The sequence below is a fragment of the Rhodococcus sp. AW25M09 genome (assembly GCF_000333955.1).
Taxonomy (GTDB): domain Bacteria; phylum Actinomycetota; class Actinomycetes; order Mycobacteriales; family Mycobacteriaceae; genus Rhodococcoides.
Genome location: NZ_CAPS01000059.1, coordinates 15,331 through 33,583, shown reverse-complemented (window position 1 = coordinate 33,583; position 18,253 = coordinate 15,331). Strand labels below are relative to the sequence as shown.

Annotated in this window: 18 protein-coding genes and 1 pseudogene; 8 read left to right on the top strand and 11 right to left on the bottom strand. The window is 63.8% G+C overall.

Annotation, left to right across the window (positions count from 1 at the left end; all coding sequences use genetic code 11):
- Positions 1-17: 17 nt before the first annotated feature.
- Positions 18-1,058 (top strand): substrate-binding domain-containing protein, encoded by a 1,041-nt coding sequence (locus RHODMAR_RS11260; RefSeq protein ID WP_008714534.1) that lies wholly within the window; start codon positions 18-20, stop codon positions 1,056-1,058.
- 141 nt (positions 1,059-1,199) lie between these two features.
- Here the strand turns inward: RHODMAR_RS11260 and RHODMAR_RS11255 are convergent, their stop codons facing one another.
- The 6 genes from RHODMAR_RS11255 to RHODMAR_RS11230 all read right to left on the bottom strand — a co-directional run bounded on the left by RHODMAR_RS11255 (position 1,200) and on the right by RHODMAR_RS11230 (position 8,843).
- Positions 1,200-2,564 (bottom strand): acetamidase/formamidase family protein, encoded by a 1,365-nt coding sequence (locus RHODMAR_RS11255; RefSeq protein ID WP_008714532.1) that lies wholly within the window; start codon positions 2,562-2,564, stop codon positions 1,200-1,202.
- Between the two features lie 94 nt (positions 2,565-2,658).
- Positions 2,659-3,144 carry a hypothetical protein gene (locus RHODMAR_RS11250; protein ID WP_157226061.1) on the bottom strand — a complete coding sequence of 162 codons (486 nt, stop codon included), beginning with the start codon at positions 3,142-3,144 and terminating at the stop codon, positions 2,659-2,661.
- Between the two features lie 158 nt (positions 3,145-3,302).
- Positions 3,303-4,991 carry an ABC transporter family substrate-binding protein gene (locus RHODMAR_RS11245; protein WP_008714526.1) on the bottom strand — a complete coding sequence of 563 codons (1,689 nt, stop codon included), beginning with the start codon at positions 4,989-4,991 and terminating at the stop codon, positions 3,303-3,305.
- Between the two features lie 37 nt (positions 4,992-5,028).
- Complete coding sequence (locus tag RHODMAR_RS11240) at positions 5,029-6,954, bottom strand: ABC transporter ATP-binding protein (protein WP_051047956.1); 1,926 nt, start codon at positions 6,952-6,954, stop codon at positions 5,029-5,031.
- Positions 6,911-7,831, bottom strand: coding sequence for an ABC transporter permease (locus RHODMAR_RS11235; protein ID WP_008714521.1), 921 nt, complete (start codon positions 7,829-7,831; stop codon positions 6,911-6,913). The genes RHODMAR_RS11240 and RHODMAR_RS11235 overlap by 44 nt, the downstream gene beginning before the upstream one ends.
- Positions 7,832-7,862: 31 nt before the next feature.
- Complete coding sequence (locus tag RHODMAR_RS11230) at positions 7,863-8,843, bottom strand: ABC transporter permease (RefSeq protein WP_008714519.1); 981 nt, start codon at positions 8,841-8,843, stop codon at positions 7,863-7,865.
- A gap of 320 nt (positions 8,844-9,163) precedes the next feature.
- On the opposite strand from RHODMAR_RS11230, the gene RHODMAR_RS27935 reads away from it, so the two are divergent.
- Positions 9,164-10,120 (top strand): hypothetical protein, encoded by a 957-nt coding sequence (locus RHODMAR_RS27935; RefSeq protein ID WP_008714516.1) that lies wholly within the window; start codon positions 9,164-9,166, stop codon positions 10,118-10,120.
- The gene (locus RHODMAR_RS11220; RefSeq protein ID WP_008714514.1) at positions 10,117-10,779 is read left to right on the top strand and encodes a hypothetical protein; all 663 of its coding nucleotides are present in this window, start codon (positions 10,117-10,119) and stop codon (positions 10,777-10,779) included. The genes RHODMAR_RS27935 and RHODMAR_RS11220 overlap by 4 nt, the downstream gene beginning before the upstream one ends.
- On the opposite strand, the gene RHODMAR_RS11215 is transcribed toward RHODMAR_RS11220, so the two are convergent.
- Both RHODMAR_RS11215 and RHODMAR_RS11210 read right to left on the bottom strand, forming a co-directional pair.
- The gene (locus RHODMAR_RS11215; protein WP_042938829.1) at positions 10,712-11,980 is read right to left on the bottom strand and encodes a DUF4185 domain-containing protein; all 1,269 of its coding nucleotides are present in this window, start codon (positions 11,978-11,980) and stop codon (positions 10,712-10,714) included. The two genes, RHODMAR_RS11220 and RHODMAR_RS11215, sit on opposite strands and share 68 nt — an antisense overlap.
- 143 nt (positions 11,981-12,123) lie before the next feature.
- A complete protein-coding gene (locus RHODMAR_RS11210; protein WP_051047954.1) occupies positions 12,124-12,537 on the bottom strand; it encodes a DUF6992 family protein in 414 nt (137 codons plus the stop codon).
- A 109-nt stretch (positions 12,538-12,646) separates the two neighbouring features.
- Between RHODMAR_RS11210 and RHODMAR_RS11205 the strand changes: the two genes are divergently transcribed.
- Positions 12,647-12,979 (top strand): hypothetical protein, encoded by a 333-nt coding sequence (locus RHODMAR_RS11205; RefSeq protein WP_008714507.1) that lies wholly within the window; start codon positions 12,647-12,649, stop codon positions 12,977-12,979.
- A gap of 59 nt (positions 12,980-13,038) precedes the next feature.
- Here the strand turns inward: RHODMAR_RS11205 and RHODMAR_RS11200 are convergent, their stop codons facing one another.
- Positions 13,039-13,605 (bottom strand): peptide deformylase, encoded by a 567-nt coding sequence (locus RHODMAR_RS11200; protein ID WP_008714505.1) that lies wholly within the window; start codon positions 13,603-13,605, stop codon positions 13,039-13,041.
- Between RHODMAR_RS11200 and RHODMAR_RS29405 the strand changes: the two are divergent.
- The 3 genes and pseudogenes from RHODMAR_RS29405 to RHODMAR_RS11190 form a co-directional block, all read left to right on the top strand.
- Positions 13,583-13,756, top strand: a pseudogene (locus RHODMAR_RS29405) (DUF2256 domain-containing protein); the annotation flags it as partial. The gene RHODMAR_RS11200 and the pseudogene RHODMAR_RS29405 sit on opposite strands and share 23 nt — an antisense overlap.
- Positions 13,757-13,771: 15 nt before the next feature.
- Positions 13,772-14,023 carry a DUF3253 domain-containing protein gene (locus RHODMAR_RS29025; protein ID WP_232433632.1) on the top strand — a complete coding sequence of 84 codons (252 nt, stop codon included), beginning with the start codon at positions 13,772-13,774 and terminating at the stop codon, positions 14,021-14,023.
- A 46-nt stretch (positions 14,024-14,069) separates the two neighbouring features.
- A complete protein-coding gene (locus RHODMAR_RS11190; RefSeq protein WP_042938799.1) occupies positions 14,070-15,626 on the top strand; it encodes an HNH endonuclease signature motif containing protein in 1,557 nt (518 codons plus the stop codon).
- Positions 15,627-15,649: 23 nt separating this feature from the next.
- Here RHODMAR_RS11190 and RHODMAR_RS11185 read toward each other — a convergent pair whose 3' ends face one another.
- Positions 15,650-17,146 (bottom strand): fatty acyl-CoA synthetase, encoded by a 1,497-nt coding sequence (locus tag RHODMAR_RS11185; protein WP_008714499.1) that lies wholly within the window; start codon positions 17,144-17,146, stop codon positions 15,650-15,652.
- 89 nt (positions 17,147-17,235) lie between these two features.
- Here RHODMAR_RS11185 and RHODMAR_RS11180 point away from each other — a divergent pair, with 89 nt between their 5' ends.
- Complete coding sequence (locus tag RHODMAR_RS11180) at positions 17,236-17,769, top strand: DUF2231 domain-containing protein (protein ID WP_008714497.1); 534 nt, start codon at positions 17,236-17,238, stop codon at positions 17,767-17,769.
- A gap of 29 nt (positions 17,770-17,798) precedes the next feature.
- Here RHODMAR_RS11180 and RHODMAR_RS29020 read toward each other — a convergent pair whose 3' ends face one another.
- Positions 17,799-18,245, bottom strand: coding sequence for a PASTA domain-containing protein (locus RHODMAR_RS29020; RefSeq protein WP_081605971.1), 447 nt, complete (start codon positions 18,243-18,245; stop codon positions 17,799-17,801).
- Between the last annotated feature and the right edge of the window lie 8 nt (positions 18,246-18,253).

Below are 18,253 nucleotides of genomic sequence, written 5' to 3'. Positions count from 1 at the left end.
AGACAATGGAGAACCCCATGAAACTCGGATCGAAAATACTGACTGTGGCGGCCACCGGCGTCCTCGCCGTCGGACTGACTGCCTGCGGTGCAGGCGATACCAGTGCACAAGACGGTAAGACACGTATCGGCGTGACCGTCTACGACATGAGTTCGTTCATCACGGCAGGCAAGGAGGGGATGGACACCTACGCGGAAGCCAACGATATCGAACTACTCTGGAACTCTGCCGGAAACGATGTATCGGTGCAGGCCGGCCAGGTCGACTCCCTGATCAACCAGGGCGTTTCTGCCATCATCGTCGTGCCGGTGCAGGCGGATTCGCTTGCACCACAGGTGCAGACGGCAAAGGACAAGGGCATTCCGGTGATCGCCGTGAATGCTGCGCTCGAGTCCGACCAGCTCGCTGGCAATGTCCAGCCCGACGACGTCGCAGCAGGTGCCCAGGAGATGCAGATGATGGCAGACCGCCTCGGGGGCAAGGGCAACATCGTCATCCTGCAAGGGCCGCTCGGCGGATCCGGCGAGATCAACCGCGGTGCCGGTATCGATCAGGTACTTGCCAAATACCCGGATATCAAGGTGCTCGCCAAGGACACCGCGAACTGGAAGCGGGACGAGGCCGTCAACAAGGCCAAGAACTGGCTGTCGAGCTTCGGTGATCAGATCGACGGCGTGGTTGCGCAGAACGACGACATGGGCCTCGGTGCCCTGCAGGCGCTCAAGGAAGCCGGACGAACCGGTGTACCCATCGTCGGAATCGATGGCATCGAGGACGGTCTGAATGCCGTCAAGAGCGGTGAGTTCATCGGAACGTCACTCCAGAACGGCACCGTCGAGCTATCTGCAGGCCTCGGCGTAGCGCACAAGATCGCCAACGGTGAGAGTGGAGACACCGAGCCCGTGTACGTGATGCCGGCAATCACGTCCGACAATGTCGATGTCGCAATAGAACACGTGGTCAGCGATCGTCAGGCATTCCTGGACAGGCTGGTCGATCTGACCAACGAGAATCTCGAAACCGGCAACATCGCCGACGAGGGCATCCCGGGCCAGTAGCTCGAGGCGCACATCGAGGCGAGGGAACCTGCCCGCGGGCGCACCTCGCCTCGATGTCGTCCTTGCCACAGGGACTGCCCGTTCACACAGTGCGGAACCAGGCGATTTCGATACCAGCCGACGTAGGTCGATCCCGATGACCTATCGGTCGAAGTGCGCCTTCGAGATCTGCGCATGTACCCCGACCGTCTTGTCGACCACCTGCGAGACGCTGAAGTTCGCGGCAGCAGAGAGGTACGCGTATGCCGTCGCGCGGTCCATACCGAGGTCGGTCTCGAGGAAGTCGAGCGCGTTGACCACTGCGCGCCGCATGGCCGCGTTCAGGTCCGAAGTCTGGCCGCCGACAGCGCCATCCAGATCGGACAGACCGATCGGAATCCATGAATCCTTGTTCTCGGCAAAGGGATACGAGTACGCGACGGACGGGGCATCACCACTGCCGGCCTTGCACACCGTAAGGCGGAAGGTACCGCGCAACGACCCCTCCATCGCGGTCAGTGCTACCTCGCCGTCGCCCATCGCCATATGCGGATCGCCGACATAGAACAACGCACCCTCCGCGAACACCGGTAGGTAGAACGTCGAGCCGACACCCAACAACCCGATGTCGATGTTGCCGCCACCCAGGGTCGGCGGAACAGAGTTCGCGTTCGGCGATGTCAGTCCCGGCTCGTCCGCGAAGGCCACGCCCATCATCCCCATGAAGGGGCGGAGTGGAAAACGAACGGCCGCATCTCCGTAACGCATCACTCCCTGCCCGTCCTCGACCGCAGTGAACGTAGAAACGTTGCCGTACTGCGTCGGGTCACCGGACTTCCTGCCATCGCTTCCGATCGGAGGCATGACCTCGTCCACGCTGATGCCCGCAGGCGGCTCACCGGACGCGCTGACCGCAAGAGCGCCCTTACCGTGCCGACTCGACACCACGCCGTACGGCACACGCGGAGTCGCCTCGAGCGTCTCGATCTTGAGCACGTCACCACGTTGCGCGCCCTCGACGAACACCGGGCCCGTCACCACATGCGGGCCGTCGACATCGAAATTACGCACCGTTCGGTCGTATCCGCCGGCGATGTCGATGGCGTCCTGCAGCACGTCGGACTCCGACACGCCCTTGCTGCCGAAGAATTCGACCGGATCACGGCCCTGGTCTTCGAGAATTCCCTCGTGACTGAGCGCGTCGATGGTCACCGTCTCACCGGACTTCATCTGCAGCACCGATTCGGACTCGACCGTCGGGACATAGCCCCACAGCACCTTCTCGACTTCGGAGCTCAGGTAATGATCGCCCGAGATATCGCCTGCACCGGGCTGAAGGATGCCCGCAGCGGTTGTAGCCGGCGCTGACGAACTTGCGGCGGCAGTGCTCGAGGACGACGTCGAACACGCTGCCGTGCCGGCGATTCCGACTCCTGCTCCCAGCGCAGCTACTGCCTGGATGAATCCACGCCGACCGATCCCCTTGGTGATCGTTTCCGCTGCGTGCTCCGCCATCGACCGCGCCATGATGCCTCCAGAATTGTCCGAATCTCGAACGTAGCGGAGGCCTGTTTCCCGGCCATTACGAACGCGCGTCGGACGAATTGCTCAGGAGTGCAGTTCAGCTGGGGTCGCTGCCCCCGATCGCCGACCACCAGATCGCGGTGACCGCGGCCAGGAGGGAGACGGCGAGAAACTCGGCGAATCCGCCACCGTCGACGACCAGCCACAGCAGGCCGATGATCGGACCTGCCACCGCGGCGGGGGCGTCGAGCATGATCCGACGCGGCAGCGACCCGAATCGTGCACTGCGCGTGCGGAGGTCGGATTCGTTCAGCCGAGGGGCGTCGAGCGGAGCGCCCGGAGGGAGAGATGACCGACGACGACCAGACGGAAGCGCAAGAATTCCGGGCTCGACGACGAACGCACGACGCCCGAGAATCGACCTGCACATGCGCGCACCGGCGTCGGGAACGATCGCCAGCAGACCGGTGTGGAAGTACACCGGGTACCAAGCCCGGCCGCCGTTCTCCTGCACTTCCAGATAACCGCGAGAGCGCATGCGGTGCTGGAACCGTACCCGCCGCGCGGGGATCGAAGTGACCATGAGCCGACCGGTCACCAGGGCACACGCCACCGACCAACCCGTCCAGACGAGGACTACGAGGCCAACGAACACACTCAGTGGTGCGATGACGACAGCGGTCGATGCCGCGACAACCAGAGTGGCTGCCGCGACACCGACCGGATAGCCGAGCCCGTTGGTTATTTCAGGAACCCGACCTTCGAGTAGTCGAGATCGCCGAATCCTGGAGCGCCGAAGTTTGCGAGACTCGACTTCGTCGCATAAGTGAACGGGCGCTGGAACATCGTCAGGCTGTGGCCCTCGGCCCAGATCGCCTTGTCCGCCTCGTTGTAGTCGGCGATGCGTGCATCGTCGTCGAGCTCACCCGCAGCCTTGTCGAGCAGACCGTTGATCTCCTCGGACCCGACCTGCCCGTAGTTCTGCAGCGTGCTTCCGGGCGTCAACCGGAAGATGCCGTCACTGCTCGAGGTGTACGGCGTTCCCTCCCAGGTGAAGTGAGTGACATCGAATGCGCCGACGAGGATGTACTTCTCGAAGAAGTCGTCGGACGGCACCGCATCGATGATGAGGTTGGCACCGACGGCCTTGAAGTTCTGCTGGATGATCTGCGCTTCCTGCGTCGCATTCGGAGTATCGGCCGGGATGATGTCGTGCAGGTCCAGCTGCTGGCCGTCCTTCGAGCGGAACTCCCCGTTCATAGTCCAGCCGGCGGCGTCGAGCTCGGACTTCGCCTTCTCCGGGTCGAACGTGATGTCGCCGTTGTTGGCCTGGTAGCCCTTCTGCCCGTCGACGAAGATGTGGCTGTTGAGGACCGTAGGGTTCGAGGTGATCTGGCCGAGCTGTGAGGTGGCCAAGTAATCGCGGTCGATCGCCTTCATCAACGCGACCCGCACTGCCTTGTCCGAGGTGATGCGACCGGGCGCACCGTTGAAGTCGAAGTGACGGTACTGAGATCCGAGGCTCTGCCGCAGGTCGACGTTCGGGATACCGCGGGCAACCTTGAACGCGTCTGCGCTGCTACCCAATTCGTAGTAATCGATCTCACCGCTCTGCAATGCGCCGACGGACGCCGTCGAGTCCAACGGCAGGTACGTGATGGTGTCCAACACAGCGGGGTTCTCGCCCCACCAGTCCGGGTTGCGCTCAGCGACGATGCGCTTTCCGCCGGGTTCGATCGTCCGGATACGGAACGGTCCTGCAGTGGCGGGCATCGTGCTCACCGATCCGGTGTTGAACGCCTCGACGCTGTTCACGGCCTCCGCGGGCATCAGCGGGGAGAACAGCGAACGCCAGTCGCCGAACTTCTCGGCGAACGTCAAGACGACCTGTTGGTCGTTCTCGCCGCGGACAACCGAATCGACTTTGTCCCAGCCGGCTGTGCTCGACGCCTCGTAGGCGGGATCCTTGCCACTGTTGGCCGTCCACGTCGCCACGAGGTCGGTGTAGTCCAGCGGTCGGCCAGTGCTCCACTTCGCCTTCGGGTTGATGTTGTACGTGATGACCTGCTTGCCGTCGACCTCCGAGTCGGTGATGTCGGTGAAGAAATCGGACGCTGTCGTCAGACTCGCGTCTGCCGCAGCTTTGAATGCAGTCGGCATCAGGGCCGCGTAGAACCGAGCGGCATCGACCGTGGTGCCGTCGATTTGGTAGTAGTTGTAGTTGGTCGGCACCTGCGAGAGCGGGAAGTTCATGTTTCCGCCCTGCTGCAGATCGCCGATCGGATGCGGGTTGATCTGCTCGCCGCTGTCGAAGGACGCCGGCGCGTCGGCGTTGGGTCCGGTGTCGCCGGAGCTGCACCCCGCCACCAGTCCTACGGTGGTCACGGCCACCGCGATCGGGACCAGCGCCCGAAATAGTTTGGCTCTCATCAGTTCACCTTTCTCAGTGTGCACGTAACCTGCAGGGTCAGATGGCGTCGGCCAGTTTTGCGGCCTCGGCGATTCGGGCGCGTTGGAGCACCGGATCCGGAATGGGGATGGCTTTCAGGAGTGCTCGCGTATAGGGATCCTTCGGCGCATCGAAGATCTGCGCCGTGGGGCCTTTCTCGACGAACACTCCGTTGCGCATCACCGCCACCTCGTCGGCGAGGTGCCGCACCACCGACAAATCATGCGAGACGAACAGATATGCCAGACCCAGCTCGTCCTGCAGATCCTGCAGCAGGTTCAGCACACCCGCCTGGATGGATACGTCCAGTGCCGAGACCGGCTCGTCGAGAACCAGGATCGACGGTTCGAGAGCCAATGCCCTTGCGATACCGACACGTTGGCGTTGGCCACCGGAAAACTGTGTGGGATACCGATCTGCAAGTTCTGGACGCATCCCGACGATGTCCATCAATTCACGAACGCGACGGTTGCGTTCGTCGACTCCGACGCCGTTGATCTTGAGCGGCTCGGCGATGATCTCCCCCACCGGCATCCGGGGATCGAGCGAACCCATCGGGTCCTGGAACACGATCTGGATGTGCGCGCGCAACTTTCGTTGCTCGGCGCGACTCAGGCTGTAGGGCTCGACGCCGTTGATTTCGATCGAACCCTGCTGCGGCTTCACGAATTCCATGATCTCGAGCAACGTCGTCGACTTGCCACAGCCCGACTCGCCGACGATCGCCAGCGTCGACCCGGCGCGCACGTCGAAGCTGATGCCCTGTACCGCAGGCACTTCGCCGGCGCGGCGACGTAGAACCGAGCCCTTGAACACCGGATAACTCTTGTGCAGATCCTTCACCGACAGCACCGGAGCCTCCTTCGAGACCGTCACCGTACGCTCTGCCGGGTCCTCCGACCGGGGTGTCTCTTCCACCGACTCTGCCGTCGCGGCATCGATGCGAATACACGCGGCACTGTGCCCCGGTGATACCTCGACCAGATTCGGCTCACCAGCGTCGCAGGCCTCGGTGTGCAACGGGCACCGAGGGCCGAACGGGCAGCCCGTCGGAAGATTGACCAATGCCGGCGGGGTGCCCTCGATAGGCACGAGCCGCTCCTGCGCTGGGCGGTCGGGCCGAGGAACAGAGCCCAGCAGCCCGACGGTGTACGGCATCGACGGACGCGCGTACAGCTCGTCCACCGGAGCCGTCTCGACGGCTCGGCCCGCGTACATCACCATGGCCCGATCGGCCACGCCGGCAACGACTCCCAGGTCGTGAGTGATGAACACGACGCCGGCTCCGGTCACATCCCGCGCGGTACGGAGCAGATCGAGGATCTGCGCCTGGATCGTCACATCCAGTGCGGTGGTGGGCTCGTCGGCGATGATCAGGTCGGGATCGTTGGCGATGGCCATCGCGATGACGACGCGTTGACGCATACCGCCGGAGAACTCGTGCGGATAGGACCGGGCCCGCATCGCCGGATCGGCAATACCGACCAGATCGAGCAATTCGAGCGTGCGCTCGTGCACCTTCTCTTTGTTCAGCGACGGATTGTGGACCGAGATCGCCTCGGCGATCTGATCTCCGATGCGGTAGATGGGCGTCAGCGCAGTCAGCGGATCCTGCGAGATCATCGCCACCGAACGTCCACGCTCGCGGGACATCTCGCGATCGGACAGCCCGAGCAGCTGACGACCAGCCAGCTCGATGGATCCGGTGACGCGTGCGGTCTGTGGCAGCAAACCCATGACAGCAAGCGAGGAGACCGACTTGCCGGAGCCGGACTCACCGACGATGGCCATCACCTCCCCCTTGTCCACCTGGTAGTCCAGGCCGCGGACCGCAGTGATGCGACCTTCCTCGCTCGGGAAGCTGACCTCGAGTCCGCTGACTTTCAACACCGGCACCGTCTCAGCCACGTGCCTGTCCCCTCGTAGAGTTCGGATCGAATGCATCGCGCAGGCCGTCGCCGACGAAGTTGGTGGCCAACACGATCAATACCAATGCGCCACAGCAGAACGCGAAGAGCCACGGATACGTCAACGCGGACGAGGTTCCATCTGCGATCAATGTTCCGAGCGAGACGTCGGGTCGCTGGACGCCGAATCCGAAGTAGCTCAAGGACGCCTCACCGATGATGGCGATACCCACGTTGAGCGTGACGTCGACGATCAGGATCGACGCCATCGATGGCAGTACATGCTTGCCGATGACGCTGCCCGGCGTCGCGCCCATATACTTTGCGGCGCGGATGAATTCGCGCTCACGCAGCGATCTCGTCATCGCCCGGATGATGCGTGAGGTGATCATCCACGCAAACGCCGCGAGCAGCAGTACCAGGAAGAAGAAGCTCTTGCCGCGAAACAGCGGCGAGCAGATCGCGATGATCAGGAAGCTGGGTACGACGAGCAGCACATCGGCGACCCACATCAGGGCGCGATCGGTCCAGCCGCCGAAGTATCCCGCCACCGCACCGACGACGCCGGCGAGCACCGTGGAGATCAACGCGACGAGCATGCCGATGATCAGCGACTTCTGCAGACCGCGCAGCGTCTGAGCCAGCACGTCCTGCCCGATCTGGTTGGTGCCGAACCAATGCCGCGTGGTCGGCGGAGAGTTCAGCGCGTACGCGTCGAGTTCCTCGTAGGTGAAGGGAATGACATGTGGGAGCACGAACGCCCCGACGAACATCGCCAACAGCACCACGATGCCTACCAACGCGGGCCTGTTGCGCAGGAACCGGCGTAGTACCAACCGCCGTCGGGTGATCGGGGCCGTCGTTGCACCAGGCCCTTCCACCGCAGCGATCTCGGGAACCACAGGTGTCGCCATCGCCGGTCCTTTCCTTCGTCGAGTGGTGGGGTCAGTCCGCGTAGCGAACGCGCGGATCCAATGCGGCAGTGAGAATGTCGGTCAACATCCCGGAGACGAGGACAGACAGCGCAGTGAACAGCGAGACGGCGAGCGTGATGTTGATGTCCTGACTGGTGATGCCGTAGATCAGCCAATCCCCCATGCCGTACCACCCGAACACACGCTCGGTGAACGTCGCGCCGGTGATCACCGCGCCCATACCGAACGCGAACAGCGTAGCCATCGGGATCAGAGCAGTACGAAAACCGTGCTTGAAAATCGCGCGACCGCGAGTCAGACCCTTGCCGCGCGCGGTTCGGATGTAATCCATGTTCAGCTCGTCGAGCATGGAGCTGCGCATGTAGCGGCTGTAGCCACCGATGGTGAACAGCATCAGCACGACCGTCGGCAGCAGCAGATGTTGTGCTCGATCGAGAATCTCGTTCATCAGGCCGGGTGCGAGCGTCGTCGACGTCTCACCGGTGTACTGGAAGAACTGACTGCCGGTGCTCTGGTTGACCTGCACGGCAAAATATTTGAGCACCGGAGCCAACACCAGGATCGGCGTACTGATGAGGATGAACGTCACGACAGTCGCGACGTGATCGAAGATCTTGTACTGCCGGACGGCACCGTACGCGCCGATCAACGTACCGAGCACGGCTCCGAGGACGGTGCCGAGCACCACCAACCGCAACGAGACGAGGATGCGACGCCACAGCTCGTCGTTGACCGACCCCGCGGCGATGGTCTGCCCGAAGTCGCCGTGCAGCACTGCCCACAGCCACTTCAGGTAGCGCAGCACGGGATTGTCGTCGAGGTGCAATGCCGCGCGCTTGGCTGCGAGCACCGCGTCCGACGGAGGTGGGTTACGGCTGAGGAGATTGGACAGCGGATCGAACGTGAGCGACGCCAGGAGGTAGGTCAGGAACGTCGCAATGAGCAGCAGGACGACGTAGTTCAGCAACCTCCGCGCAAGATAACCGCCCACGCGCAACCACCTTCCATCGAGCACCACGGCCGTGCCCACTGGCACCACTCTCGGTATCTTTCACACCGCGTGTTTCGTGCTTGTTTCGTTAGCGGTGGAAACAGACATTCCACAAGATAGCACCGCGAATTCGTCGCCGGTTCACGTTGACGGAACCGACGCGGACACATCGGACAATTCGGAATCGGCGGCGGCAGAACAGGTCTGACGAGCAGCGACACCAAGGTTCACCTAATTCGATCGCTCGAGAAACGAATATCCGACAATGCGGACACGATGCGAAATAGGTGCAGGGCAATCACCTCGGTAGATTCACGACCATGACGACAGCCTCCACTCCCGCCGGGTTCGCCTTCGAGCGGTTCGACGTCGCCGACGCCGGATCCATTGCCACGATATTCGCAGCCAAGGAACACCGATCCGGGCTCTACGTCCTGCACTTCGCGAACAACGAGGCCTTCGTCGGGTACTCCGATTCCGTCGCCGCTCAATTCGCTGCCGACCGCAACACCTGGTCCGACGTCGAGGCACTCGATTTCACTCCCGAAACCAGCGACAAGCTCGAGCAGCTGACCGAGCTCGTCACGCAACTGACCACACTCCGCGAACGCCCGTCGGAGCCGGACGCGATCGGTGACGCACCGAGCGCGAAATCGGCGCTGCCCAAGGAGCGGGCCAAACGCGCGACACTCCAGAACGCGGCCGTCGGGCGTAGTCGCCGACAATTCTGGGAACTGTCCGACCACATCGCCTACCCCGCCATCCGCAGCATCGTGGCCGACTACATCAACTCCTCGATCCCCGACCCGGCGAACACTGCGAAGTACCTGTGGCAGGTCGGCGCTCTGTCGGATCAGCACGATGAGGCAGGGCCCCGACGCTTGCTGACGTTGTCCTGTGGCGGTTTCGAGACGCTGCGCATCGACGAGATCATGCACGACGACGACGCGATCGAACTCGACCTGCGCATCAACACCAACGTTCCGCGCGACTACACCGACGGACAGCTCGAAATCTCCAACGAGACCGTCAGCGCCGGTCGCGGACCGTACCGGGACGAGCGCGTGTGGTCCTGGTCGATCGACCTCGGGGCACTGCTGGAGGAAGACGTGGATGTCGACCTGGGCATCGACGACGACACGTTCGACGACCTCGCCTACGGCCTCAACGCCCGTCTGATGCGGTCCGGAAAGTCCACGGGCGCAGCGACACACAACCACGACCTCGCGGCCGACCTGCTCGCCGAGGCATACCGGCAGCTCTCCGAGACCGAATGACCGAGCACATCTGGTACCTCTCGTACGGGTCGAACCTGCTACGCGAGAGGTTCCTGACCTACCTGACCGGGTCCGACGAGAATTCGGAGTTCGGCGCGCACCCACCAGCACCCTCGACTGCATTACCGGCCGAAGAACGGTGGATGTGGATCGACCATCCGTTGTACTTCGCGGGGGTCTCGCGGCGCTGGACCGGATCACCGGCCTTCGTGTCGCTGACGTCGAATCCCGCGAATCGGTCCGTGGCGCACGGGTACCTGATCGGTCGAGACCAGTTCTCACACCTGGTCGCCGTCGAGAACGTCGTCGAGTCCATCGATGTCGGAGCTGCGGAGACTCTCGCCATCGGAGAATGGGCACAGCTGGCAGTCGATCGACAAGGTGAAAGCTTCCGTGGGAAATACGATGCCCTACTACGACTTCCGGACATCGACGGAAGGCCGGCCTTCACACTGACCAGTTCGATCGTGCGGGAGCCCGGCGGACCGTCGAGCAGGTATCTCTCGACGGTCCGGCGCGGGCTGCTCTCCGCGGCCGTCGATCTCGATGTCGACGCCTACCTGGACGCGGCGATCGGTCGATCCACGGAGCTCACTTCAACGCATCGAGGTTCGTCTTCAACAGCAGCACGTTGTAATCCGACCACCGAGAAGCAGTGAAGTACAGGTCTTTTCCGCTCGACATCGGATGAATGAACGGTGCGTAGATGCCGCCGGCCGTCTGATTGGCGTCGAGGACGATCTTCGGTGCACTCCACGGCCCCTCCGGATTGTCGGCGGTACGCGCGACCAATGTGCGAGAGTTCTCGTCCCCGTACATCATCACGTAGCGGCCGAGATAGTCGTTCCACGCAACCGACATCTCGCTGACCGGGCCCTTGACGATGGCGACGGTCTCGCCGATGTCCTTCGACCACTGCTTTGCTGGGTCCGGATCCTGCGTCGAGTACTCGTACTGCGTGAGATCCTCGATCGCCGACGGTGCGACCCGCGAGACGAACGCATCACCGAATCGCCCGTTGGGGGTGCCGAATTGGTAGAGGTACTTGCCATCTCGACCCAGCACATACGCGCTTTGCTGAAACTTTCCCTGACTTTCGTGGACGTTCACGAAGCCCGGAATGGTGACGCCCTTGTTGACGCGGATGGTCGTTGGATCGGTCGTCCAATTCTGGCCGTTGTCCGTCGATTTCGCCGTCGCGGAGTAATTCGTTATCCAGCGACCGGGTGTGCCCCAGCTCTGCACCGACATGTAGTTGATGTACTGCGTGCCGTCGATGGCGATGGCCGCGGTGGGGATCGTCGTGTCCTCGACGCTCGGTAGCTTTGCGCTCGAGATGATCTCGGCGGCGTAGTTGGGGCTACCGGCACGCACGACCGCGCCGGAATAGCTGTTCGCGGGATCGGCGGGACCAATCTTGATGCCCTCAGCCAAGCTCGTCGACGCCTTGTCGGATCGGAAGAGCGCATTGCTGCGCCACTGGGCATTGCCGGAGGAGCAATCACCGAAGGTGTCACCGAACGCCATCAGAATCTGACCGGAGCCGTTGTCCCAGGTGATGCCCAGGTCGGTGCCCGACATCGCCAGATCGTTGTACGTGTCGTTCACGCTCTGCGGACCGGTGACCCAGGCGATGCTCTGGGTGTTGCCGGTGATCTGCGGGAGCGGCCCCTGCGGGCCCTGTGGGTTCTTGCCCGACATCCCTGCACTGCCCGACGACCCGAACAGCGGCGACGAGCCCGGTCCGGACAGCCCGCCGCACGGCTCGGCCGAGACGGTCGGCGCGGTCAGGGCACTGAGCCCGCTCACTGCCAGTGCCAAGACGGCTCCGAGCGCGATCTGCCGACTACGTAACCGCATGGACGAACCCACCGTTTCCCGTGTGACCCACGATACTGATGTGACTGATGGGACGAGTGTTACGCAAATCTACCTATCGCGCAACAAATCGAGGCGTGTCGGTACTTGACAAAACACCTACGGTGAGAATGACACTCGTGTGATTAGCCGGCAAGCATCCGAACATGCGAGGCATCAAGCGCGAGAAGCGCAGCACCCTGCACGACGACCGCCGTTCCGTGGCCCACCGCCTGGTCGGCGGTGATCCTGCGACCGAACCGAGGCTTCCGGACGGCGATGTGCGCACCCGCCGCAATGTAGAGGACATCGAGACCTGCATTGATCCACAGCAGCCGACTCAAGCTCGCTGCCGTCGGGGGCTTCGAGCTCAGCGCGCCGGCACCCGCGATCGCCAGATCGATCGCGCCCCAGCCTGCCGTCTGCAGACCGAACGCTCGACGAGCGGGCGATGCGCCACGCAACGCCAACACCGTTCCGGCGAGCACACTTCCACCGCCCCACACCGCGAGGCGACGGCCGAGGCGCTGGGCGACGATGGGAGCTTCGATTGCAGTCATGGTTGCCAGTGTGCAGTGTTCGGCGGAGCGGGCGGTCCGTAACGCGCGGTCGGTTGCGGTCGATCCAGTGAAGGACTGAGTATTCGTGCTCGAAACGAACGGAGCCACCATGCTGAAGAAGATCCTTGCCGCAGCTGCACTGTCACTTGGCGGCGCACTGCTGCTCGCTCCCACGGCGTCGGCTGCACCCGAGGACAACCCGTTCGGCCCCAAGGATTCGACCTCGAACTTCGTCAGCGCCTTCGATCCCGCGGCGTACGGCAGCGCGAGCGACAAGTCGTTGATCATCAGTCCGTTCGGCACAAGCCAACAGATCGACTGCTCGTCGTTCCATGGTCAGAGCTGGTGCACTCAGAACGGGCGAGTCCTGAATCAGATTCGAATCCCGGCCGGATCGTCGGAGTGGGACTACCGGACGCTCTTCGTCTACAACCCGTTCTGACCGTCACGGGGTACCCTGTGCGCAACTGGGCATCCCGACCGCCAGACCAGCCGAATTATCTACCAGCCGAACGGGTTGGCGTCGGATCCTGGTAGCCAACTGCGCCCCGGCCCGGTCCACCCTCTGGCTTTGATCATCTTCTTCGCAGCGCGCTGGTTGCGGCCGATCAGTCGATCGAGATACAGATGACCGGCCAGATGGTCGCACTCGTGCTGCAGACACCGAGCCAGGAGGCCGGTGCCCTCGACCGACACCGCATTGCCCTCCACGTCGACGCCGGTGACCCGTGCCCAGTCCGCGCGCCCGGTCGGGTACCGCTCCCCCGGAACCGACAGACATCCTTCACCGTCCTCGGGATCGGGCATCGTCTCCGGAATCTCCGACGTCTCGAGCGCGGGATTCACCACGTGCCCGCGATGACGGACACCGCCGTCGCGCAGGTCGTAGACGAAGACCGCGCGTGGGTCGCCGACCTGGTTGGCGGCAAGGCCCGCACCGTGCGCTGCGGTGTTGGTCTCGAACAGGTCCTCGGCGAACGCAGCCAGCTCCGCATCGAACTCGGTGACAGGAGCAGCGCGGGTCGTCAACCTCGGGTCGCCGGCAATGAGAATGGGTCGGATCGCCATGCGAGAAGGTTACTGTCGAAGCATGGCCCATTCCCGTCGCACCGCCGCCGCGCACCCCGCGGACAAGGTCTGCGCGTCGTGCGGACGAAAAATCGAATGGCGCAAGAAGTGGGAAAAGAACTGGGATGACGTCAAGTACTGCAGCGACGCATGCCGGCGACACAAGGTGAGCAACACCGACAAAGAACTCGAAGACAAGATCAGAACTTTGCTCGACGCCCGATCGCGCGACGCGACGATCTGCCCCTCCGACGTCGCCCGAGCTCTGTCCGACGACGGGTGGCGCGAGCTGATGGAGCCGGTCCGCCGCGCTGCGCGCCGCATGGTCGATGCAGGTGAAGTCGAGATCACCCAGAAGGGACACGTCGTCGATCCCTCGACCGCGAAGGGACCGATCCGAATTCGTTGGAGGCGCTGACCAGCGACGCAGGAACTTGTCAGTGGGTGGGTATAGCTTTCGTGGTGTGACGGCATTGGGGGATGTGTTCGAGCTCGCGGACCAGAAATTGGTCTCCGAGCTCGCTGCCGTGACCTCTCGCGAAAATGCCCTCGCTGCATCGAGATTGACGCTGTTGGCCGAGATCGACCGGCGTGGTTTGGCGATGAAACTCGGCCACTCCACGGTCACGCGGTGGTACGCGAAATCGGTTCGGATCACCGACGGGTCCGCAGCCCGCCAGACCGCACTCGGACACTGGCTCTGCGACTGGCCCACTGTGCTGGGCGCTCTCGCGGGCGGTGAGATTCATGCCGCGCATGCGTCGGCGATCGCCGACGGCTACACCACCGTCGTGACGGCCGATCCCACAGTGGACGAACGGCACCGCGACGCCGTCGTCGCCGAACTGCTCGACACCGCCAGGCGAAGCACCGCCGGCGGGGTCACCACCCGAGCGCAGGCCCTGGCACATTCGGCGGCCGATGACGCCCGGGCCCGGCACGAGAAGGCAGAGAAAGAGCGACGCGAGCGTGAGCGGGAACAAGCCCGCCGGGCCGCTGACAATGCCGGTACCGGGGATGCGGATGCGGGTGGTGCCGGAGCGGGTGGTGCGGGTGCTGGTGGTGCCGGAGCGGATGATGCGGGTGCTGGTGGTGCAGATGGCGGTGGCGAACTCGGTGGCGGCGGGGACAGTGGATCGGCCACTGGCGATCCGGCACCGCCGGGACCCCGTCCGGTGCCGGTGTCGGAGAACCCGGATCTCAATCGATTCGATCTGCATCCGCTCGCCAACGGTCGCTTCCAGTGGGGCGGCAATATCGACCGGTTGCTGGCCGAGAAGCTGCTCACGGCCCTGTCGCCGTTGACAGCGCCGAGGCCAGGTCCGGGCGGTGAACGTGATGTTCGGAGTCCGTCGAAGCGTCGCGCTGACGCGCTCGATGTGATTCTCGACCGACACCTGCGCGGTGGTGCCACCGGATCAGCCGGCGGTTCGCGGGCGTCGGTGCATCTGGTTGTTCCACTGCGGGATTTGCTCGCTCACAGCGGTGAGAAGCGATCCGGAAGCCCTGCAGCGGATTCGGCTGAGGTTGTCGCCGATGATGAAGGTCGTGGCACCGGGAAGCAGTCGATACCGAAGCCGGGTGATGTCGACTGGCCGTTCCACTTCGACTGGACCGGGCCGATGAGCCGCTTCCTCGCCGAACTTCTCACCTGCGACGCCGACCTCACTCCCGTCATCGTCGACCACCACGGCGTTCCGCTCGCGCTGGGGCGCACCACCAGACTCGCCAGCGACGACCAACGCATCGCCCTGACCATCCGCGACACCTGCTGCGTGATGTGCGGCCGCCCCGCACAGTGGTGCCAAGCCCACCACGTGAAGTTCTGGGAACACGGCGGCACCACCGACCTGAACAACCTCGCGCTGGTCTGCGGTGAATGCCACCGACTCGTCCACCACGGCGACTGGCAACTGATCATGGGAGAGGACGGCCACCCCTACGCCATCCCACCCGACACCGTCGACCCCAGAAGGAACCCCATCCCCAGCTACCACCGCCGAAAACAACGAGCCGCCTGAACCACGCCACGCGGACGTCTACGTCAGGCGCGCAGCGCGCGCTTGAGCAGCTTGCCACTCTGGTTGCGCGGCAACTCGTCGACGAATGTGACGGTCTTGGGCACCTTGAACGGCGCAATCCTTCCCTTCACGTGGTCGATCAACTCCCCCGCGGACAACTGGTGCCCATCCTTGAGGACGACGACCGCCGTCACCGCCTCGATCCACCGGTCGTCCGGGGCCCCGATCACGGCGACCTCGGCGACGGCCGTGTGGGTGTAAATCGCGTCCTCGACCTCGCGTGACGCCACCAGAATGCCGCCGGTGTTGATGACGTCCTTGATCCGGTCGACAACAGTGATGAACCCTTCGGCGTCGCGAGTCACCAAGTCACCGGAATGGAACCACCCGTCCGAGAACGCATCCGCCGTCGCCTCCGGGTTGTTCCAGTAGCCGTCGCACAACTGAGGGGAACGGTAGAGCACCTCACCGGGTTCGCCGTCCGGCACATCGTGACCGTCGGCGTCGACGACGCGGGTCTCGACGAAGAACACCGCGCGGCCACACGACGCAGGCCTCGCCTCGTGCTCAGAAGGCTGCAATACCGTTGCCAGCGGGCCGATCTCGGACTGACCGAAGCAGTTGTAGAACTCGATGTCCGGGTACCGCTCGCGCAGCCGAGTGAGCACCGTGACGGGCATGATCGACGACCCGTAGTGCGCCTTCTTCAACGACGAGAGGTCGCGCGTCTCCAGATCGGGGTGATTGGCCAGCGGAACCCAGACCGTCGGGGCCAGGAACAGAGACTTGATCTTCTCCTCTTCGATTCGGCGCAGGATCTCGGCAACGTCGGGCCAGCGCATCAGACGCACTGTCGCGCCGACCGACAGATACGGCAACATGAACACGTGCATTCCCGCCGAGTGGTACATCGGCATCACGAGTAGCGGATCGTCGTCCTGACCGAACCCGAGCGCGATCACACACGAGACGTACTCGGCGACCAGAGCGCCGTGAGACATCATCGCGCCCTTGGGTTTCGACGTCGTGCCGGAGGTGTAGAGCAACTGCGCCAAGTCGGCCGAGTCGGCGGCGGGCTCGAGCTCCGAGCCGTCGCCGTCCGCGTCCAACACATCGGGAAGGGAGATGACGTGCTCGATCGTCAGCGCGCCGCGAACGGAGTCGAGAGTGGCCGCCAACCCCGGATCGACGAGCACCGCACGAGCACCCGACTGGGCGAGCAAGTACTGCAGTTCGTCGCCCACGAGCGCGTAGTTGATCGGAACGTGCACCAATCCGGCTCGCGCACAGGCGAGGAACGCGACGACGTACGCGTCGGAGTTGACGCCGTACGCCGCCACCCGGTCACCCTTGTTCAGCCCCATCGCGATAAGTCGGCGGGCGGCACGGTTGACGGCCGTATCGAGTTCTCGGTAGGTGTGGCCACGCCCTTCGAATGTCACCGCGAGACGGTCTGGGAATTTCGCTGCCGTCCGGCGAAGGATGCCGTCGACGGTGTTCACTCGTGTTCCGCTGCTCATGATCCGACGTTATAGGACGTCCAAGCATTTCGTCCCTTGTTTGGCTGCCCTTAGGGTTCACGCACCGCCAGCGGGGCATTCGACCGGGCATGAACCTGAAACAAGCACTCGACAGTCTCGAATCGGCCTCGTTCCTCGACGGAACCAGCAAGGCGATCAACGGCGTCCTCGCGCCCGCACTCGACGACACCGCCGTCGGATCAGCACTCCGCGGCCGGTGGATCGGACACCCCATTCACCCCGCGCTGGTCAACGTCACCATCGGTAGCTGGACGAGCGCCGTGACCCTCGACCTGATCGGTCGACACTCCAGCGCGAGCAAGCTGGTCATCTCGGTCGGGCTGGCGTCGGCACCGGCAGCTATCGCAACCGGCTGGGCGGACTGGTCGACGATGAACACCCGCCAGCGACGCGTCGGAATGATCCACGCAGCTTCGAATGCGACCGGCGTCTTTCTGTTCCTCGGCTCGTACCTACGACGCCGGAAGCAGACCGACGGCACCGCTAAAGTTCTCGCCGCGGCTGGTCTAGCGGCCGCGAGTGTCGGCGGACTCATCGGAGGCCACCTCGCCTACAGCTCGATCGACAGCGAACCGGCGTCGGAGGCGCAACACCGCGCCTGACGACCGATCGTTGCCACCATACGGAGGCATCAGCAGTTGTTCGGCTCCCCGATCTTCACCGCGGACAGCAGAGCATCCCCCTCGTCGATGAGGGTTCCGGCCGGGGGCTCCTGCGCTACGACAATCCAATTCGAGTCGTTGATCTGCATCCGACCGTCACCGGAAGCGTCGACGCTCCGGGAGTAGAACACCCCTGCCGACTGAATCGCGTTCTGCGCCGTCTGCAGATTCATACACACAACGGACGGCATGAACGCGGGCACCGGCTCGGCTGCCGCGGGCTCAGAGGTCGCCGAAGGCTCGAGCACCGAAGGCTCCGAGGCGGCGTCCGGCACGACGAGTCGCGGCACAGAAGTCGGCGAGGGCGCGGTCTCTTGCACAGTCACTGTCCTGACCTCGGTTCCGACCTCGGAATCGGTGGAGCCGCAGGCTGCGGTGGTGACCGCAACAAAAGTACACAAGACGACCGATTTCATGGTGAAGC